Source organism: Kushneria indalinina DSM 14324, from assembly GCF_003385845.1.
Classification (GTDB): domain Bacteria; phylum Pseudomonadota; class Gammaproteobacteria; order Pseudomonadales; family Halomonadaceae; genus Kushneria; species Kushneria indalinina.
This window is the reverse complement of record NZ_QRDJ01000006.1, coordinates 397,493-414,789: the sequence shown is the minus strand read 5'-3', so window position 1 is coordinate 414,789 and position 17,297 is coordinate 397,493. Positions and strand designations below refer to the sequence as shown.

The 17,297-nt window shown below is 57.5% G+C and carries 17 protein-coding genes; 7 read left to right on the top strand and 10 right to left on the bottom strand.

Annotation, left to right across the window (positions count from 1 at the left end; translation table 11 throughout):
- Positions 1–67: 67 nt before the first annotated feature.
- The 6 genes from C8D72_RS01965 to C8D72_RS01940 all read right to left on the bottom strand — a co-directional run bounded on the left by C8D72_RS01965 (position 68) and on the right by C8D72_RS01940 (position 7,349).
- Positions 68–1,555, bottom strand: coding sequence for a sugar porter family MFS transporter (locus tag C8D72_RS01965; protein ID WP_115852727.1), 1,488 nt, complete (start codon positions 1,553–1,555; stop codon positions 68–70).
- Positions 1,556–1,727: 172 nt separating this feature from the next.
- Positions 1,728–2,111 carry a DUF4168 domain-containing protein gene (locus C8D72_RS01960; protein WP_115852726.1) on the bottom strand — a complete coding sequence of 128 codons (384 nt, stop codon included), beginning with the start codon at positions 2,109–2,111 and terminating at the stop codon, positions 1,728–1,730.
- A gap of 151 nt (positions 2,112–2,262) precedes the next feature.
- The gene (mtgA, locus tag C8D72_RS01955; protein WP_115853570.1) at positions 2,263–2,952 is read right to left on the bottom strand and encodes a monofunctional biosynthetic peptidoglycan transglycosylase; all 690 of its coding nucleotides are present in this window, start codon (positions 2,950–2,952) and stop codon (positions 2,263–2,265) included.
- A gap of 191 nt (positions 2,953–3,143) precedes the next feature.
- A complete protein-coding gene (fghA, locus tag C8D72_RS01950; protein ID WP_115852725.1) occupies positions 3,144–3,998 on the bottom strand; it encodes an S-formylglutathione hydrolase in 855 nt (284 codons plus the stop codon).
- Positions 3,999–4,355: 357 nt separating this feature from the next.
- Positions 4,356–5,126, bottom strand: a complete 771-nt coding sequence (locus C8D72_RS01945; protein WP_245955113.1) for a Crp/Fnr family transcriptional regulator — start codon at positions 5,124–5,126, stop codon at positions 4,356–4,358.
- A 276-nt stretch (positions 5,127–5,402) separates the two neighbouring features.
- Positions 5,403–7,349 (bottom strand): putative bifunctional diguanylate cyclase/phosphodiesterase, encoded by a 1,947-nt coding sequence (locus C8D72_RS01940; RefSeq protein WP_245955112.1) that lies wholly within the window; start codon positions 7,347–7,349, stop codon positions 5,403–5,405.
- A 254-nt stretch (positions 7,350–7,603) separates the two neighbouring features.
- On the opposite strand from C8D72_RS01940, the gene C8D72_RS01935 reads away from it, so the two are divergent.
- Positions 7,604–8,359, top strand: coding sequence for a 2OG-Fe dioxygenase family protein (locus C8D72_RS01935; RefSeq protein WP_115852724.1), 756 nt, complete (start codon positions 7,604–7,606; stop codon positions 8,357–8,359).
- A 96-nt stretch (positions 8,360–8,455) separates the two neighbouring features.
- Here the strand turns inward: C8D72_RS01935 and C8D72_RS01930 are convergent, their stop codons facing one another.
- Positions 8,456–9,055, bottom strand: coding sequence for a DNA-3-methyladenine glycosylase I (locus tag C8D72_RS01930; protein WP_115852723.1), 600 nt, complete (start codon positions 9,053–9,055; stop codon positions 8,456–8,458).
- 128 nt (positions 9,056–9,183) lie between these two features.
- On the opposite strand from C8D72_RS01930, the gene C8D72_RS01925 reads away from it, so the two are divergent.
- Positions 9,184–9,684 carry a DUF421 domain-containing protein gene (locus C8D72_RS01925; protein ID WP_115852722.1) on the top strand — a complete coding sequence of 167 codons (501 nt, stop codon included), beginning with the start codon at positions 9,184–9,186 and terminating at the stop codon, positions 9,682–9,684.
- A 111-nt stretch (positions 9,685–9,795) separates the two neighbouring features.
- Positions 9,796–10,407, top strand: a complete 612-nt coding sequence (locus C8D72_RS01920) for a transglutaminase-like cysteine peptidase (protein ID WP_115852721.1) — start codon at positions 9,796–9,798, stop codon at positions 10,405–10,407.
- A 13-nt stretch (positions 10,408–10,420) separates the two neighbouring features.
- Here the strand turns inward: C8D72_RS01920 and C8D72_RS01915 are convergent, their stop codons facing one another.
- The gene (locus tag C8D72_RS01915) at positions 10,421–11,020 is read right to left on the bottom strand and encodes an HNH endonuclease (RefSeq protein ID WP_115852720.1); all 600 of its coding nucleotides are present in this window, start codon (positions 11,018–11,020) and stop codon (positions 10,421–10,423) included.
- A 198-nt stretch (positions 11,021–11,218) separates the two neighbouring features.
- On the opposite strand from C8D72_RS01915, the gene C8D72_RS01910 reads away from it, so the two are divergent.
- From C8D72_RS01910 to C8D72_RS01900, 3 genes are read left to right on the top strand one after another with little or no spacing between them, the layout of a single operon-like run.
- On the top strand, positions 11,219–11,746 hold the full coding sequence (locus C8D72_RS01910) for a helix-turn-helix domain-containing protein (RefSeq protein ID WP_115852719.1): 528 nt from the start codon (positions 11,219–11,221) through the stop codon (positions 11,744–11,746).
- Entirely contained in the window at positions 11,743–12,444 is a 702-nt protein-coding gene (locus C8D72_RS01905; protein ID WP_115852718.1) for an AzlC family ABC transporter permease, read from the top strand. Before C8D72_RS01910 ends, C8D72_RS01905 begins: the two co-directional genes overlap by 4 nt.
- Positions 12,441–12,779, top strand: a complete 339-nt coding sequence (locus tag C8D72_RS01900) for an AzlD domain-containing protein (protein WP_115852717.1) — start codon at positions 12,441–12,443, stop codon at positions 12,777–12,779. The genes C8D72_RS01905 and C8D72_RS01900 overlap by 4 nt, the downstream gene beginning before the upstream one ends.
- Before the next feature lie 26 nt (positions 12,780–12,805).
- Here C8D72_RS01900 and C8D72_RS01895 read toward each other — a convergent pair whose 3' ends face one another.
- A complete protein-coding gene (locus tag C8D72_RS01895; RefSeq protein WP_115852716.1) occupies positions 12,806–14,194 on the bottom strand; it encodes an L-serine ammonia-lyase in 1,389 nt (462 codons plus the stop codon).
- Between the two features lie 178 nt (positions 14,195–14,372).
- Between C8D72_RS01895 and C8D72_RS01890 the strand changes: the two genes are divergently transcribed.
- Complete coding sequence (locus C8D72_RS01890) at positions 14,373–15,287, top strand: LysR substrate-binding domain-containing protein (RefSeq protein WP_115852715.1); 915 nt, start codon at positions 14,373–14,375, stop codon at positions 15,285–15,287.
- Between the two features lie 82 nt (positions 15,288–15,369).
- Here the strand turns inward: C8D72_RS01890 and rpoD are convergent, their stop codons facing one another.
- On the bottom strand, positions 15,370–17,229 hold the full coding sequence (gene rpoD / locus C8D72_RS01885; protein WP_115852714.1) for an RNA polymerase sigma factor RpoD: 1,860 nt from the start codon (positions 17,227–17,229) through the stop codon (positions 15,370–15,372).
- Positions 17,230–17,297: the final 68 nt, after the last annotated feature.

Sequence of the window (17,297 nt, the reverse complement as noted above, 5' to 3'; positions counted from 1 at the left end):
ACGCCTTTTCAACACGAAAAAGGCCCCACTCCGGTGGGGCCTTTTTTGTTTTTCTCATTGTTGTCGATCAGGTCGTTTGTGCCTGCTCTTCGCGATACTGCGAAAAGTTCCTGACCCGTCCCTGACGGAATTTTTCGCCCATGAGGGTTTCCATGGACTCCAGCGGCACGCCCTTCGTCTCCGGTACAAAGCGCCAGACGATGAACAGGCTGCCAAGCGTAATGACGCCAAAGAGCCAGAACGGGAAGGCACCGTTGAACACGTCGTTGAGCCACTCGCTGCCGCGCATCATCGGGAAGGTCTGCGCGACGATAAAGCCGGCGGTCCACTGAGCCCCCATGGCAAGCGCCATGCCGGATTCACGAATGGCGTTGGGGAAGATTTCCGACAGCAGCGCCCAGCTGCAGCACCCCCAGGAGATGGCATAGCCCGTGACGTACACCATGATGGCGATCATGGCAGTGTAACCCTGTACGTCGAACCAGAACACGGTCCCCAACACGGCCATGCTTACAATACAGGCCAGTGAACCGATGGTCAGAAGCTGGACGCGTCCGACGCGGTCGATCAGATACATGCCCGCCAGATTGCCCACTATGAAGATCAATCCGATATAGCCCGTTTGCAACAGCGCGCTGCCAGTGCTGTCGGTCACCCCCGAGAGCACGGTCGGAGCGTAATACATCACCACATTGATGCCGGAGAGCTGCTGCGCGGCGGATAGAAATATGCCGACCAGCGCAATGCCCATCATGACCGGCTTTCTGAGTGCACTGCGCGAGCTGCGCTTTTCCTGGCGAAGCTGGCGATTCATGGCGCGACGACCGGAGGATTTGCCCTCATCGAGGGAGTTGCGCACTTCCTCGACCATCGGGTCGATATCCTTTTTGGCCGTGAACTTTGCCAGGATCTTTCGAGCACGGTCTGGCTGACCGTGCATGATGCACCAGCGCGGCGACTCGGGAACCAGGAAAAGCAGCGCCCCAAAAAGGATGGCCGGAATGGCCTCGGAACCCAGCATCCAGCGCCAGCCGTAGTTATCAAGCCAGGACTGGGCCACATCGCGAGCGATAAAGTAGTTCACGAAAAAAACGATCGTCTGTCCGACCACAAGCGATTGCTGAAACATGCTCAGCGTACGGCCACGCCAGTGTTGCGGTGCCAGCTCGCCCATGTACATGGGCGACACCACACTGGCGATACCCACGGCCACACCGCCAACCAATCGCAGGATGATGTAAAACCAGAAGGTCGGCGCCAGTGCCGACCCAAGCGCCGAAATCAGAAACAGTACCGCCGCCGTCATCATGGTCATGCGACGCCCCAGGATGTTGGCCAGATACCCGGCCCCCAGCGCACCAACAATGCTGCCGATGACAACGCTCGATACTGCCCAGCCCTTCATGGTGGGCGATAGATCAAAATAGGTAGTAATGGAATCGATGGCACCTGAAATCACGGCCGTGTCATAGCCGAAAAGGATGCCACCCAGTGCTGCCACAAGGCAGATGGAAAGTATGTAGCCTATACCGCTGGAGGCCTTTTGATCCGTCATATACGTCCGTCTTCATCCCTGAATGTCACCAGCCTTTTGCTGGTCTTAAGTTACCAGGGGTGAGACTTTAGTAGATAATTAAAGTTTGCTCTAACCATGAATGTAAAAACGCATTGTCAGGCATAAAAAAAGCCGCTTCCGGGGAAGCGGCCTTCATGGTTCGGCGAGAGGCTTACTGCTGTTGCTGCGCCATCTGCTGAACCTTTTGCATCATCTGAGGATCGTTCTGGACGGCCTGACCAATCTGGTTGAACTGCTCGACTTCCAGATCGTTGTCTTGGACAGCCTGAACCATTTTCTGATTGGCCTCTTCGCGGATGCTCTGCTGAGCATCGGCATCGTCAGCACCCTGCAGCTGCTGGGTGTAATCCTGAGAGATGCCTGCAATTTCCTGAGAAGCAGAGGCAAAGTTCTGCAGCTGGTCATCGCTGAAATTCTGTGACTGCTGCTGGCCCTGGGCACCCTGAGCCGGCTGCTCTTGAGCGGCAAGTGCTGGCGTGGCAGCGAGGCCGGTCGCGACCAGCGATGCGGAAACAACTGCGGCAAAACGTTTCATGAACATCCTCCTGACTTACCTTTGCTTTTCAATGCATGCGTACTGTCATTATGACGCCGCAAGACAAATTAAGTTCAACTGACTTTGTTACTGCATGTAATTAATTTTAAAGGCTTTATTGCCTGCCCCGTCACATCCGCGGCCCAACCCACTATAGACGCTGTAAAAAGCGTGTGCCGCCCAGCTGTCTCATTTGCTGTCTCACCCAGGCACTGCGCTGTGCCACGCGGGCGCTGGGCGCGGTCGGGCTCCAGCCGCGAGGATTGGGCAAAATGGCGGCCAGCAGGGCGGCCTGGTCTGCCGTGACCTGGCTGGCGCCGATGCCGTAATAGTGCTGGGCGGCCGCTTCCAGTCCAAACACCCCTCGATCCCACTCCACAACGTTGAGATAGACCTCCAGAATGCGCTCCTTGGGCCATATCAGTTCGATCAAAAGCGTAAACCAGACTTCAAGACCCTTGCGAAGCCAGCTGCGATCCGACCATAAAAAGACATTCTTGGCCGTCTGCTGGCTGATGGTGCTGGCCCCGCGCAGGCTTTTGCCCTGCTTCCAGGCCTGGATGGCAGCATATACCTGATCAAGATCAAACCCGTAGTGATAGGGAAATTTCTGATCCTCGGCGGCAATGACGGCCAGTTTTGCCTGGTCAGACAGCGAGCGCCATGGCGTCCAGTGATACTGAAGCGCCATGGGCTCACGATCCATGATGGCGACGACCTTGCGCTCCAGCATGACCATTGAACCGGGCAGCGGCACGAAACGAAACAGGATGACCAGCAGTATCGAAAGCACGATGGCCCCCAAAAAAATTCTGACACACCATCGCAGCAACTGTCCGATCAATGCTTCGTCCCCTCTTCCTTGCCGTCGCGCTCGCCTGCCGGGTCAGTCAGCGCCGTCCGGTGATTATTGAAGGCGACAGGTTACACGCAGTGGCCCATGGATGCCCCTGCAATATGCTCATCACCCATACGCAACCGGGGCTCGCAGAGGGGCCCCGGAAAACACCAGACCGTCACCACGGTGAACGGTTATGCCTGATCTGCAAAAAGATGATGCGCATGATACTCAAGATGGTCATCAATGAAGCTTGCCACGAAGAAATAGCTGTGGTCATAACCTTCATGACGACGCAGCTTCAGCGAGACGCCCTGAATGTGACACGCTTTTTCCAGATGATCGGGCTTGAGCTGTTCGGTCAGAAACTGATCGTTCTCCCCCTGATCGACAAGCATGGGCTGTTTGGAAGCCCCGGCAAGCACGAGCTCACAGGCATCCCAATCCGACCACTCGGCGCGATCATCGCCCAGATAATGGCTGAAGGCCTTTTCGCCCCAGGGGCAGTCCACCGGATTCACTACAGGTGAAAAGGCCGAGACACTGGCATAGCGGCCGGGCTGTTTCAGCGCACAGATCAACGCGCCGTGACCGCCCATGGAATGGCCGCTGATGGCTTCGCGCTCGCTGATGGGGAAATGTTCGCGTACCAGTGACGCCAGCTCGCTCGTCACATAGTCATACATGTGATAGTGCCGGCGCCAGGGCTCCTGTCCAGCATTAAGATAAAAGCCGGCGCCCGAACCAAAATCGTAGCTTTCATGCTCGCCCGGCAGGTCGGTGCCTCGCGGACTGGTGTCCGGACACACGATGGCCATGCCCAGCCTGGCGGCCATTTTCTGGGCACCGGCCTTTTGCATGAAGTTTTCATCGTTACAGGTCAGTCCGGACAGCCACCAGAGTACCGGTACGGGGCCTTGTTCTGCCTGCGGAGGTAAAAAGATGCCAAAGGTCATGTCGCAATCAAGCACCTGCGAGCGATGGCTGAAGCGCTTGACCCATCCTCCATGGCTTCGGGTGGCGCTCAACTGTTCGATGGACTGCGTCATGGTTGTCTCCACTATGGGTTTATCACTGGCGCAACAAATACGTTAAATCCTGGCCCAAAACAGCCTGATATACCTGCCGGCACCGAACGTCGCAGACCGGCTCGAGTCGAATACCAACCTGTTGCCGCAGTATAGTGAGCCACAAAAAGAGGAAACAGCAACCAATGGGAGAAACCGACTGACATGAGAGACGCCGAATAAGCGGAGTGCGCTGCGGCCTGTCAGCGACGTGAACATGGTAACGCTGGATCAGATAGTGCAAGAGCGGCTGTAGCAGACTGCCCTGGCCCCGGCCGTCCCGAAAATGCATCAGGTCTTCAAAACGGCGATGGCTTCAACCGTATTCAGGTAAATGCCTCAACGCAGGCCCACACCATTATTACCCTTTTCAGACATTTTCAGCAGCTCATCGACACTATCACTGAGATAGGCATCCGAAAAATTGGCCACTTCATAAAAGGCTTTCAGATCCGGAATGTTGATTCGATTGCGCTCACGATATAAAAGCCCTTCCTCACGTAGTTCGGAAAAGGTACGACTGACATGTACGGCAGAAAGTCCCAGAACATCTGCCAGCACCTGCTGTGAAAGTGGCAGGTTGAACCGATGCGTAATGTTTGGGCAGGTCTTGCTTAAGCGCAGATGCATTTCACAGATAAAATGGGCTACCTTTTCACGCGCGGTGCGCCGGCCCATATTGACCAGTCTTTCTGCCATGATGGCCTGCTGTTGCCCCGCCAGCGAAAACAGTACCGTGGTCAATTTTGGTGATGTCGTAAAAATGTCCGTCAGATTCGTGAGTGGAAAACGACAGATAACCCCTTCTGTCAGCATGGCCACCGACGTGAGATGACGTCGAGGCGACAAGTCGCCCAGCCCGACCAGATCCCCCGGCAAAAAGATATTCAGGATCTGTCGGGTACCATCGTCCATCGATCGATATGAATAAGCCCAGCCCTCGCTGAGAACACACAGGGTGTCAGCGGGATGGTTCTCTTCCCATAGCATCTGGGCATTCGACACGTTCTGAGGCGTCTTTTCCAGCGCTGCCAGAAGTTCGGCTTCTGTCTCGTCAAGCGCACAGTAGTATTTGAAGTTACGCACCAGGCAGCGATCCCTGTCCAACATGGCATGCACCCCTGAATAGCGTTGATAAAGCCACTCAGTATTATAGTAATAATTGATGCATTACCGTCCAAAGATAGACGCTATTGTTGGACGAATCGGCCTGGAATGCCGCTAACCTGGATTATGTAAATAGCAAAAAATCAATCATTTAGAAGAAACAAGCGGGATTGGCCCTCAGCTGGGCTGCCCATACAGGGGGCTGGCAGACATGACCAAAATGACATTCCCGTGAAGTTTTTGGCGTGACTGTTTTCTACCACCCCACCCCGACCTTCCTCATTTTTTCAGGGTAGGCCCGTGCCGGCCCTGAAACAGGGGCTGGGTTTCGAGCAGGGGCGTAATACGCTCGGCACGCATGGAGCGGAAGTAATAAAAGCCCTGGATCAGATCGACATTGAGCTCGTGAACAAGTTCGAGCTGTTCACTGGTCTCCACACCTTCGGCAATAACCTCAAGACCGAGTCGATGACCAATAAAGACGATACCGGCCAGAATGGCACGATCCTGTAGATTCTCGGGGGCATCCATCACAAAGGTACGATCAATCTTGAGTGAGGTGACGGGAAACTGTTTTAGATAGGCAAGCGATGAATAGCCGGTACCAAAGTCGTCGATGGCAATTTTCATGCCGCGGTGATAAAGCGCCTGCAGATGGGCTTTCACCGTTTCATCGGCCTGCACCAATACGTTTTCGGTAATCTCGATACCCACATCACGCATGGACAGCTGGTAGCGCTGCATGGTTTTTTCCAGCTTCTCCAGCATCGCGGTGGAGCGCAGATGCTCGCCGGAGAGATTGATATCCACACGGTAGCCATGAAGCCCCTGTGATTTCCATCGAGCCTGCTGAGAGCATAGTGCCTCAATGGACCAGTTCCCCAACTGCTCCATCAGCCCAAAACGCTCGGCCAGGGGAATAAACTCCGCCGGCGAGACCATGCCGCCACCGGTGGGAAACCAGCGCAGTAATGCCTCCATGCTTTCGATACGCCCGCTACGCGAGATCTGAGGCTGAAAGTGCAGTGCCAGCTCCTGGTGATCGATGGCGTTTTCCAGGCGCTTGAGCAACTCATGCTGGTAGATAAGATCACGATGAAACTCATGACTGAATATCTGAAACCGGTTTTCACCGGGTGTTCTGGCCCGATTACGTGCCACGTTGGCGGCATAAATCAGCGACTGGGCATCCTCGCCGTTATCAGGGAAGAGACTGATGCCCTGGCTGACCGTGACGCGGTGAGGCTCGCCATCCAGCATGAAAGGCAGTTCAAACATGCTGTCGACACGGTCGATCAACTGAAGCGCATGGCGTCTGGAATCAAGGTGCGTACAGGCCATAACGAACTCGTCGTTACCAAAACGTGCCAGCAGATCAGAGGTATAGCAATGCTGCGAAAGCCGCTCGGCCACCTGGGTCAACAGGTGATTGCCCTGCTCATATCCCAGGGTGTCATTGATCGCGGAGAAATTTTCGATATCAATGAAAAAGACCGCCAGCGGCGCCCTTTGGCGTTCCTCGTCTTCGAGCACGCGATTGAGTTCGGCAACGAAGGCCGCCCGGTTGGGTAACAGGGTCAGAGGGTCATAGCGCCGGATAAATTCCAGGTCACGATGTGCCTGCTTTTGTACCGAAAGATCAACATCGACGCAGAACATCAGCGGATTGTCAGTGTGCTGTCCAAGCATGACATGGTGAGAAAACACCGCCACGTTGCGCCCTGACTTGTGCACCAGCTCCATTTCACTGGCGGGGATTTCCACCCCCTCATTAATCCAGCTCTGATGGGCACGCACCACCGATTCGCGCATGCCCGCGGGAATAATCAGCTCCTCGAACCGGCAGCCCATCACCTCATCGGGCATATAGCCGTAGAGCTGCGTGCTGGCAGCATTCCAGTAAATAACGCGTCTTTTACGATCGTAACCCTGCACCGCCACGCGCGGCAGACTTTCAAGCAGGGCTCGAAAGCGCTGTTCGCTTCGATCATAGCGCAACCGCTCATGGCTGCTTAAGCGGTTGGCTGGATGATGAAGCTGCTGGTAGAGCTGATGATTACGCAGCCGGCTTCGATGCCAGGCCAGCAGAACCACCAGAAGTGCCAACCCTAGAACCATGATCGCCAGATTTTGCGCACCAATGAAAGGTGTAATGACCAGCACCGATAACAGACCCACGATCCAGAGGACAAGGCCGTAGCGCGGATACTTGTGCGAAATGCGCATCTCCGATTAATCCTGATATGACCGGTTAAAGGTTCGGCTGGTAAAAAATACTGTCGTCTTTTGTCAGCATAACAGCTTACGACATGTCAAAAGGAATAATTGAAGCTTTACCGATGTGCTGATAGCGGCCGTGATTCCTGCCCAACTGCCGCCAACAATCATCAAACACCCCCTGAAAGCCCATAACATCAGGATGCTGGCTGTCGGCAAATGCCGACACTCGGCGTAATCCCTTATCCTTTCAGGAGAAAAAGATGACTACTACCAACGCACAATCCTGGTGGCAGCAAAACGTCCATACAGCACTGGCCGAACATGACTGGAGCTTTACCCATGTTCGCGATCGTATCGACCTGGGGGCATGGCAGGCATTTACCCGTGACCTTCCTCGAGACCCCTACGTTGACCGCCGCTGGAAGCGCATGTCCTGGCTTGCCCTTGACGAGCAGGGCCGGATGAAAAGCCTGGGTGAGTGCCCCATGGCGCAGGGGGGACAGTACAACGATGCCGAAAGCATGGCGGACAAGTTGCGCTGGTATCCGGCACTGGAGCAGGACTTTCTGGATCGCCCCGATGTTCGTGCCTTTGTGGAAGCCTGGGCAGGTCTGTGGGGGCTTGATGCCAATGAGCCAATCCTGATGCAGATTACCGGCGTCAAGGGTTCAGGCGAACTTGATCCGCTGCAGGGACAGGGTATTCATGCCGATGGCTGCCGCTACCTGAGCATCATGGTACTGGATCGTCACAACGTCAGCGGTGCTGAAAGCGTCCTTTACGCTGATCGTGCGGGCCAGGAGTTGCTGGCCGACCAGGTCATGGAGCCCGGAGACGTGCTTCATTTGCGTGATGATCGCCTCTTCCACGGGGCAAAGGCGCTGCGGCAGGAAGACCCGAACCAGCCTTATGAGCGATTCATCATCATCATCAACTCAAGCTTCGTGGATGGCTTTCAAAACCGCATGCTGCGTCGCTATTTCCCCGAGGCTGTCATTCATGAACACATTGCCTGATTCTCTGGGCAAGACAGTTTCATTAATCATTAACCTTCAACTCTAGAGGAGCCGCCGGCCGACCCATGTCGGCCGGCACCCTGCCCTGAAACGCCCTCATGATCGACGCGCAATCGTGGTATCGCCCATGGCTGCCACGACCTGACGCCGATGACAGTCAGGGGCGTGATCATTGACCATCCCCGTGGCCTGCATCCAGGCATACACGATGGTCGGCCCCGCAAATTTAAAGCCTCTGGCCCTGAGTGCTTTTGAAAAGGAAACAGACAGTGGCGTATGCGCCGGTACCGGAGGCGAATTCTGAAGCGGCCGGTGTTCTACCATCGACCAGCAAAACGTGGCGAAATTCTCGCCCTGATCCTGCATGCGCAAAAATGCCCGGGCATTGCCGATGGCCGCCTCGATCTTGGCACGTGAGCGAATGATGCCGGCATTGCCGAGCAGACGCTCGATATCGCGTTCGTTAAAACGGGCAACGCGCTCGGGGTCGAAGCCCTCGAAGGCCTCACGAAATGCCTCGCGCTTTTTCAGCACGGTCAGCCATGACAGCCCTGCCTGGAAACCATCGAGTATCAGCTTCTCCCACAGCGCCTGACCATCAGGCTCCGGTACGCCCCATTCATGGTCGTGATAGTGCGCCAGCAATGGGTGGCCCTGAACCCACTGGCAGCGTATCGGTGAGGGTTTGTCCGTCATGAGACATCTCCGGATTTATCGTTTTGACACGACACGGCGTCGGCATTTTTCTGCGGGCGTCTGACACCAGGCCACTTGTACATCTACCCTGAAGGCTTACTTTCTTTCCTGCTCAAAAGGTACAGTTCATGAACCCCATCATGCACACGATTGTGGTCGGTATCCTCAGTTACGTGGCCCTGATCATCGTTCTGCGCGTCTCGGGCAAGCGCACCCTCTCCAAATGGAACGCGTTTGATTTCGTCACCACCATCGCGCTGGGGTCCATTCTGGCCACGGCGCTGACCTCGACGCAGGTCTCCCTTGCCCAGAGTGTGACCGCCTTTATCGTGATCGTGCTTTTGCAGTTTGTGATCACCTTTACCTCGGTACGCTCGCGCGGAGTACTCAAACTGATCAAGTCCCAGCCCACCCTGCTGCTTTTCAAGGGCCAGTACTGTGATGATGCCATGCAGCGTGAGCGCGTAGTAAAAGCAGAAATCCTGGCGGCCGTGCGTGAAAGGGGCATGGCGGATATCGAACAGGTGCATGCGGTCGTGCTGGAAACCGATGGTGCCTTTAGTGTCATCGCCAGTGCCGGCGAATACGACTCGGTGCTGGAAGGCGTCGAGGGCGTTTCGAGCCGATAAGGGCAAAATGGCCTCTTCCGGGGGGCCTGATCATGCCATGGTCTGCAATCGACACGGGCCATCATGGGGATGTCGCTCTTCACCCGCCCATGATCCTGTCGGTAACCGCCCATGTCTGCGCATCATGTTCTCGCCGCCACCCTGATGATCGGTTGCCTTGCAGCCCCCCTGACCGCATCGGCGCACACCTTTACCTGGTGGGACGATACCACCGAGATGGCCATCACCCAGTCAAGAGCCGAGCTGGTCAAACAGGTGGGTCAATATGGAGGGCTGGCGCAGCTGCAATACGTCAATCGGGTGATCAACAATGCAGCGCGCCAGCAGGAAGAAGAGATCGATATCTGGAAGGGGTTTAATCGCCTGACACGCGAGGGCCATGGCGACTGCGAAGACTTCGCCATCGCCAAGTACCAGATACTGCGAGAGACCGGCATGCCGGCGCAAAGGCTCGACTTCCTGGCTGCCAGAGACGCGCTGACACCAACCTATCACGCCGTTTTACGTTACCGGATGGATAACGGCGGTTATCTGATACTCGACAATCTGACCCCGCTGATTCTACCGCAGGCCCAGCGCACCGACCTCACCCCCATTGTCACCTTCGATGAGCACCACAGCGCGCTCTGGAAGGATCAGCGTTTCGTGCCGATTGCCCCGTCTCAGATCATGCTGGGAGGCACGCTCTTGAGCGAGCGCATGACGAAACTGATGCAGTACTGAATGCCAACGTTCTTCAGGCCGCCAGAGCTTGTGTCAGATAGGCACGAAGAGGCGCGTTCTTGAACTGACATTTCAGATACCAGAGCTGTCTGGCCGTCATGGCTTTAGGCCGCATCATGTAGAGCACTTCCGCCATGGTGGGCACAAAGGGTTTCAACAGCAGCGCCATGCCCGCTTCCTCCGGCGTACGATTGCCCTTGAGGCTATTGCAGCGCTGGCAACAGGCCACGGCGTTGAGCATCGAGAGCTGCCCACCGCGCGAGCGCGGCAGAATGTGATCAATCGTCAGCGCCTGGCGCGTCACCGTAACCCCGCAATAGGCGCAGCAAAGCCCTTCACGATACTTGCATAGCACCCGATTGAAGCCGGTATGCTCAAACGCCAGCATGGCATTGACGGGCGGCGACACGCCGATCACTTCAGGAATATCGATAAAGGACTGTTGCCCGGTCAGCGAACTGGTACCGCCATGCAGGCGGTAGGCGGCCTCGCCGTCGGCCCAGACCACCCCACCTTCAAAAGCGCGCGACATCAAAACCGCCGCTTCTTCAAGCGTCAACCAGTCGATCGGAATGCCGGAGGCATGAAGACGTAACACCATGGGTTGGCGCATAACACGAAACTCCCCACGAGTCGAGACGATAGTCTACGATCCTACACCACTATGTCACTGGCGTGACAATCCCTTCATAAGTCTTCATTCAACCGGCGGCCTCTTCTCTTTCGGTCGCGGGCCTCAGGAGCATGGGTTGACAATCCATCGTTCCATATATAGAACGTTTCATATATAGAACGATAGGCAGCAGATACCATGAACGATGATGACTTGAAGCGTCTGGGAGACCGCGTGGCTACGCTGCGCCGGCATAGAGCGTGGTCTCTGACCTTTCTGGCCGACAGGGCCGGCCTTGCCAAATCTAACCTGTCGCGACTGGAACAGGGCAAGGGCAATCCGACGCTGGATACCCTGTGGCGTCTGGCACTTCAGCTGGAGATCCCCTTCAGCGCGCTGATCGCCTCGGCGCAGAGTTGCGTGACCGAGGACGATATCTCGGTGTCCCTGCTTGATCGCCAGCATGATACCCCGTCGGTGGATATCTATCTGATGGCACTTGCCCCCAATGCCCAGCGCCACGCCAGTGCACACGCGACGGGGACACGCGAAACGCTTCAGGTCATTGCCGGCAGCCTGCAGGCCGGGACCGAAAACGCACTCGTACCGCTTAATGCGCAGGCAGTGCATCAGTTTACGGCGGATCGGCCACACGCCTACCTGGCAGGCAGCCAGGGTGCCAGGGTACTGGTGACCATTTTTTATCCTGATGAGGGTCTGGCATGAATGCCCCGGCCTGGCGAATGGGCGCGCGTGAAGCCCTGCCGCTGCTGAGTGGCTATTTGCCGGTGGCACTCTCCTTCGGGCTGGTCGCCAGTCAGGCCGGATTCAGTGCCCTTGAAGCCACGGCGCTGTCACTTTTGATCTACGCCGGCGCCTCGCAGTTTCTGTTCGTGGGCATGATTGCAGGCGGGGCATCGCTATGGCTGACGGTGGTCATGACGCTTTTGATCAATGCCCGACACGTTGTCTATTCCCTCTCGCTCGCGCCATGGCTTTCTGACAGTCGGCGCTGGCCATGGCTGATGCATGGTCTGACGGATCAGGTTTTTGCTCTGGCGCACTATCGCCTGCCTTTACTGGCCGAAAGGGATCGCATGAGCTGGTTTGCCAGCACCGCCCTTGTGGCATGGGCAGGCTGGGGCGGCGGCACCCTGGTGGGCAGCCTTGCCGGTGAGCAGTTGATCATGCAGTGGCCACTGCTGGCTGATGCGCTGGCCTTTGCGCTGCCGGCACTGTTTCTGGTGCTGCTGGCACCACGATGCACGTCGATGCGCTGGGCCATGGCCCTGCTGGCAAGTGTCCTCTCTGCCCTGCTGCTCGCCCTTCTGAACCTGACCAACGTTGCTGTTCCGCTGGCGGCGGCACTCGGGGCGCTGTGCCTTTATCTCTCACCTGAAACCGCGGACAGGACATCATCATGAATAACGCCATCTGGCTGGCCGCAGGGGCCACGGCCCTCGGTACGCTCCTGATCCGGATGTTGCCACTTTACTGGATGCAGCGACGGCGGAGCGAGGCGTCTGTCACTGAAAGAGAGGCGGCCATACCGGCATGGCCCGGGATGCTGGCACCGCTGATGATTGCAGCGCTTCTGGGGATATCGCTGGCGCCCCAGCCCGGCAGTGCACTGACCTGGGGCGCCACGATGATGGGAAGTCTTGCGACACTTTCGGGCTGGTACACAACGCGGTCGCTCGGGCTGCCGGTAGCGGCCGGGGTGGCCGCCTACGCGCTGGTGGTCATGAGCGGGTCATGAGGCCATCCCCATGACCCGCTCGAGGTTCAACACTCGATGGCGTTAACGGCCAGACCGTAGTTGATGGCAAGCCCGCCCAGCGAGGTTTCCTTGTACTTGCTCTGCATGTCCCGGCCGGTATCACGCATGGTCCGAATGGCATGATCCAGCGAGATAAAGTGGGTGCCATCACCGTTGAGCGCAAACTGCGCCGCATTGATGGCCTTGACCGAGGCAATGGCATTGCGCTCGATGCAGGGCACCTGCACCAGACCGCCAACCGGGTCGCAGGTCAGACCCAGATTGTGCTCAAGGCCGATCTCGGCGGCATTTTCCACCTGCTCGGGCGTGCCACCCATGACCTGGCAAAGTCCGGCCGCCGCCATGGCGCAGGCCGACCCCACTTCACCCTGGCATCCGACTTCCGCGCCCGAAATCGAGGCGTTTTTCTTGCACAGGATACCGATCGCGCCTGCCGTCAGCAGAAAATCCACCACCCCGCGCTCACAGGCCGTTTCTTCAAACTTCATCCAATAGCCCAGCACGGCCGGAATGATACCGGCGGCGCCATTGGTCGGCGCAGTGACCATGCGACCACCGGCGGCGTTTTCTTCATTGACCGCCAGGGCAAACAGGTTGACCCAGTCCATCGCCGAGAAAGTGGTGGCAATCAGATTTTTCTCGGAGCGCTCAAGGCGAGCCAGCAGGTCGGAGGCGCGACGCTTGACGTTCAATCCGCCTGGCAGCACACCGTTCTGCTCAAGCCCCTTGGCAATACAGGCCTGCATGGCCTGCCAGATGGTGAAAAGCTCCTGACGCACCTCTTCTTCACTGCGCCAGACACGTTCGTTGGCCATCATGACCTGCGCAATGCTCATGTTCTCGCGCTTGCAGATATCCAGCAGCGCATCGGCGCTATCAAAGTCAAACGGCAGCGCCACGCCGGTCGCGGCATCGGCGGGCTCTTCATCGGCAGCATTGATGACAAAACCGCCCCCGACCGAATACCAGGTCTGTGTGATGTTGCTGCCGTCCATGAGCGTTGCCACCAGTGTCATGGCGTTGGGATGGCGGGGCAGCGGATCGTTGGACCAGTAGAAATCCCGCTCCCACAGGAACGGCACGCTCACCCGACCGCCCAGACGCAGCACCTGCGACTCCAGCAGCTCGTCGATGGCCGGGGGAATGATGTCCGGATCGATGGTGGCGGGCAGTTCTCCCATCAGCCCCATGATGACGGCACGGTCGGTACCGTGGCCGACGCCGGTGGCTGACAGTGAACCATGAAGATGGATTTCAACACCGGTCACTCGTGAAGTGGCCTGCCGACTGTCCAGCGCGTCCAGAAAGAATCTGGCCGCACGCATGGGACCTACCGTGTGAGAACTGGACGGGCCAATGCCGATATTGAACAACTCGAAGACGCTGATAGGCATGCTGTCACCCCATAATCGGTGTAAGGAGCGCTAAACCATCGATAGATTCTTGCGCGATGGACTCAGCATGTATTGCCTCTGATCGCCTTTCAAAGCATAAATAGGCAACCAGAGTTTAGTTCTGCTAAACCATGCACCCACTGCCCGGTTATCGGGCCATCGCTGACGCGAGCTTTCAATGCCTTCAGCCAACACCACCATGCATGCAGGGTTACACGTTTTTGCCTGCGCTGCCCGCCATCTCTCCTTCACGCGTGCGGCGGGCGAACTCAATGTAACCACCGGCGCCATCAGCCAGCAGATTCGCCTGCTCGAGGAGCGGCTCGGGTTTCGCCTCTTTCATCGCCACCCCCGCCGACTGTCACTGACGGCCGAGGGCGAGCGACTGGCAGACGCCGTGCTGACCGCGCACGGGCGCATCGATCAGGAGCTCAAGCGTCTATCCCGCGGTTTAATGAGCGGGGAGCTGGTACTGCGCTGCGTGCCCTCCTTTTTGACCCGATGGCTGATGCCCCGCCTTCCGCGCCTGCAGGCCCAGCTGCCGGCGCTGGACATCTATCTGCACGCAGAAGACAGCGACCGCGCGCTGACGGAGGAAAACTTTGATCTGGCCATCGACCTGGGCGATGACCACTACCCGGGCATGGCATCAACGCTTTTGATGGAGGAGGTGATTTTTCCAGTATGCGCGCCCGCCCTTTTCAGCCATCGCCCGGCACTGAACCACCCTGACCGGCTCGCGCACTATCCGCTTTTGCATGACGTGACGGCGTGGCGCGGCAGCAGTGCCCACGGCGAGTGGCACCACTACCTCAATGCGATAGGTGCCGATACGGCCGGTATCCAGCGGGGCTATAGTTTCAACCGCCACGACCTGACCATGGAGGCCGCGCGTGCCGGCATGGGTATTGCCATTGCACGCCAGACGCTGCTGCGTGACGAGCTGAGCAGCGGTGAACTGGTGGCGCCTTTGACCCAGCGGGTCAATACAGGGCGCCATTACGCGATTGTGCATGCCTTCGGCGCACTGGACGATCCACGAATCCGTGCCGTTCATGACTGGATCTGTGCTGAAGTCAAACGCGCCCCCTGAGCCGGAGAAGCCTTTTGATCCATGCACACAAAAACGCCCGCTCCGGAAAGGAGCGGGCGTGAGTGCGAATCACAGCGGTCGTTTATTCGTCGATAAAGGAGCGCAGCGATTCGGAGCGTGACGGGTGACGCAGCTTGCGCAGCGCCTTGGCCTCGATCTGACGAATACGCTCACGGGTGACATCGAACTGCTTGCCCACTTCTTCAAGCGTGTGGTCGGTGTTCATGTCGATGCCGAAGCGCATGCGCAGCACCTTCGCCTCGCGTGCTGTCAGGCCACCCAGCACGTTGCGCGTGGCCTCGATAAGCCCTTCACCGGTGGCCGAGTCGATCGGCGACACCATGGTGGAATCCTCGATGAAATCGCCCAGGTGCGAGTCATCGTCATCACCAATGGGCGTCTCCATCGAGATCGGCTCCTTGGCAATCTTGAGCACCTTGCGCACCTTGTCTTCCGGCATCTCAAGACGTTCGCCCAGCTCTTCCGGCGTGGGCTCGCGGCCCATTTCCTGAAGCATCTGACGCGACACGCGGTTGAGCTTGTTGATCGTTTCGATCATGTGGACCGGAATACGGATGGTTCGTGCCTGGTCGGCAATCGAGCGCGTGATCGCCTGACGAATCCACCAGGTGGCGTAGGTCGAGAACTTGTAGCCGCGACGATATTCGAACTTGTCGACGGCCTTCATCAGGCCGATGTTGCCTTCCTGAATCAGATCCAGGAACTGCAGACCGCGATTGGTGTACTTCTTGGCAATCGAGATCACCAGTCGCAGGTTGGCTTCCACCATTTCCTTCTTGGCGCGACGTGCCTTGGCTTCACCGATCGACAGACGACGATTGATGTCCTTGAGCTCGGAGACCGGCAGCATGGCCAGCTCTTCTTCAAAGGCAATCTTGCGCTGAGCCCGCTCGATATCCGAGCGCAGCGGCTCGATGCTGCCGGCATGCTTGCTGTTGCGCGCGATGAAATCATCGATCCAGCTCGAGTCGGATTCACGACCCGGGAAGGAAGCGATAAACGCCTTGCGGGGCACCTTGCCGCGCTTGACGCACAGCTGCATGATGGTCTTTTCCTGCTCGCGAATCTGACCAACGCTCAGACGCAGCTGACCGACCAGTCGTTCGAAATGACGCGGCACCAGCTTGATCGGCGAGAACAGCTCTGCCAGACGCGCCTGCTCGCTGCGAGCCTCGGAAGAGGTCAGGCCATTGGCCTCGATGGCAGCCTTCGTCTTCTCATTCTGCTCGCGAATCTGCTCGAAACGAACGCGTGCCAGCTCGGGATCCGGACCGCCTTCGGAGGCCGTATCGTCCTCCTCATCGCTGTCCTCCTCGTCGCTGTCTTCCTCGTCGCTGCCCTCGGCGTCATCGGCGACGACTTCAGGCATGGGCTCTTCGACTTCAGCCACGCCCGGCACGCCCTCATCGGGATCGATAAAGCCGGAGAACAGATCCGACAGACGACCCGGCGCCTCTTCATCCTGAGTCGCATCGTAGGCTTCAAGGATGGAGTCGACAGACCCTGGCAGACTGGAGAGCGCCGACATGACTTCACGGGTACCCTCTTCGATACGCTTGGCGATCTCGATCTCGCCTTCACGCGTCAGAAGCTCAACGGTGCCCATTTCACGCATATACATGCGTACCGGATCAGTTGTGCGGCCAACGTCACTTTCAACGGCCGCCAGCGCTGCGACAGCTTCTTCGGCGGCAGATTCGTCAGCAGACTGATCCGACATCATCAACGTATCTTCATCGGGCGCTTCTTCAACGACGTTAATGCCCATGTCGTTGATCATGCTGATGATGTCTTCTACCTGATCGGGATCTGCAATATCCTCAGGCAGATGGTCGTTGACCTCGGCATAGGTAAGAAACCCCTGTTCCTTGCCTCGCGCGATCAACTCCTTCAGACGTGACTGCGGTGTATTTCCAGCCATAGAAACCTATCTCGAAGAAGAGTGAAGCGCCTGGCTCATGCCAGAAGGCACGCCAGGCAATCCAGTAT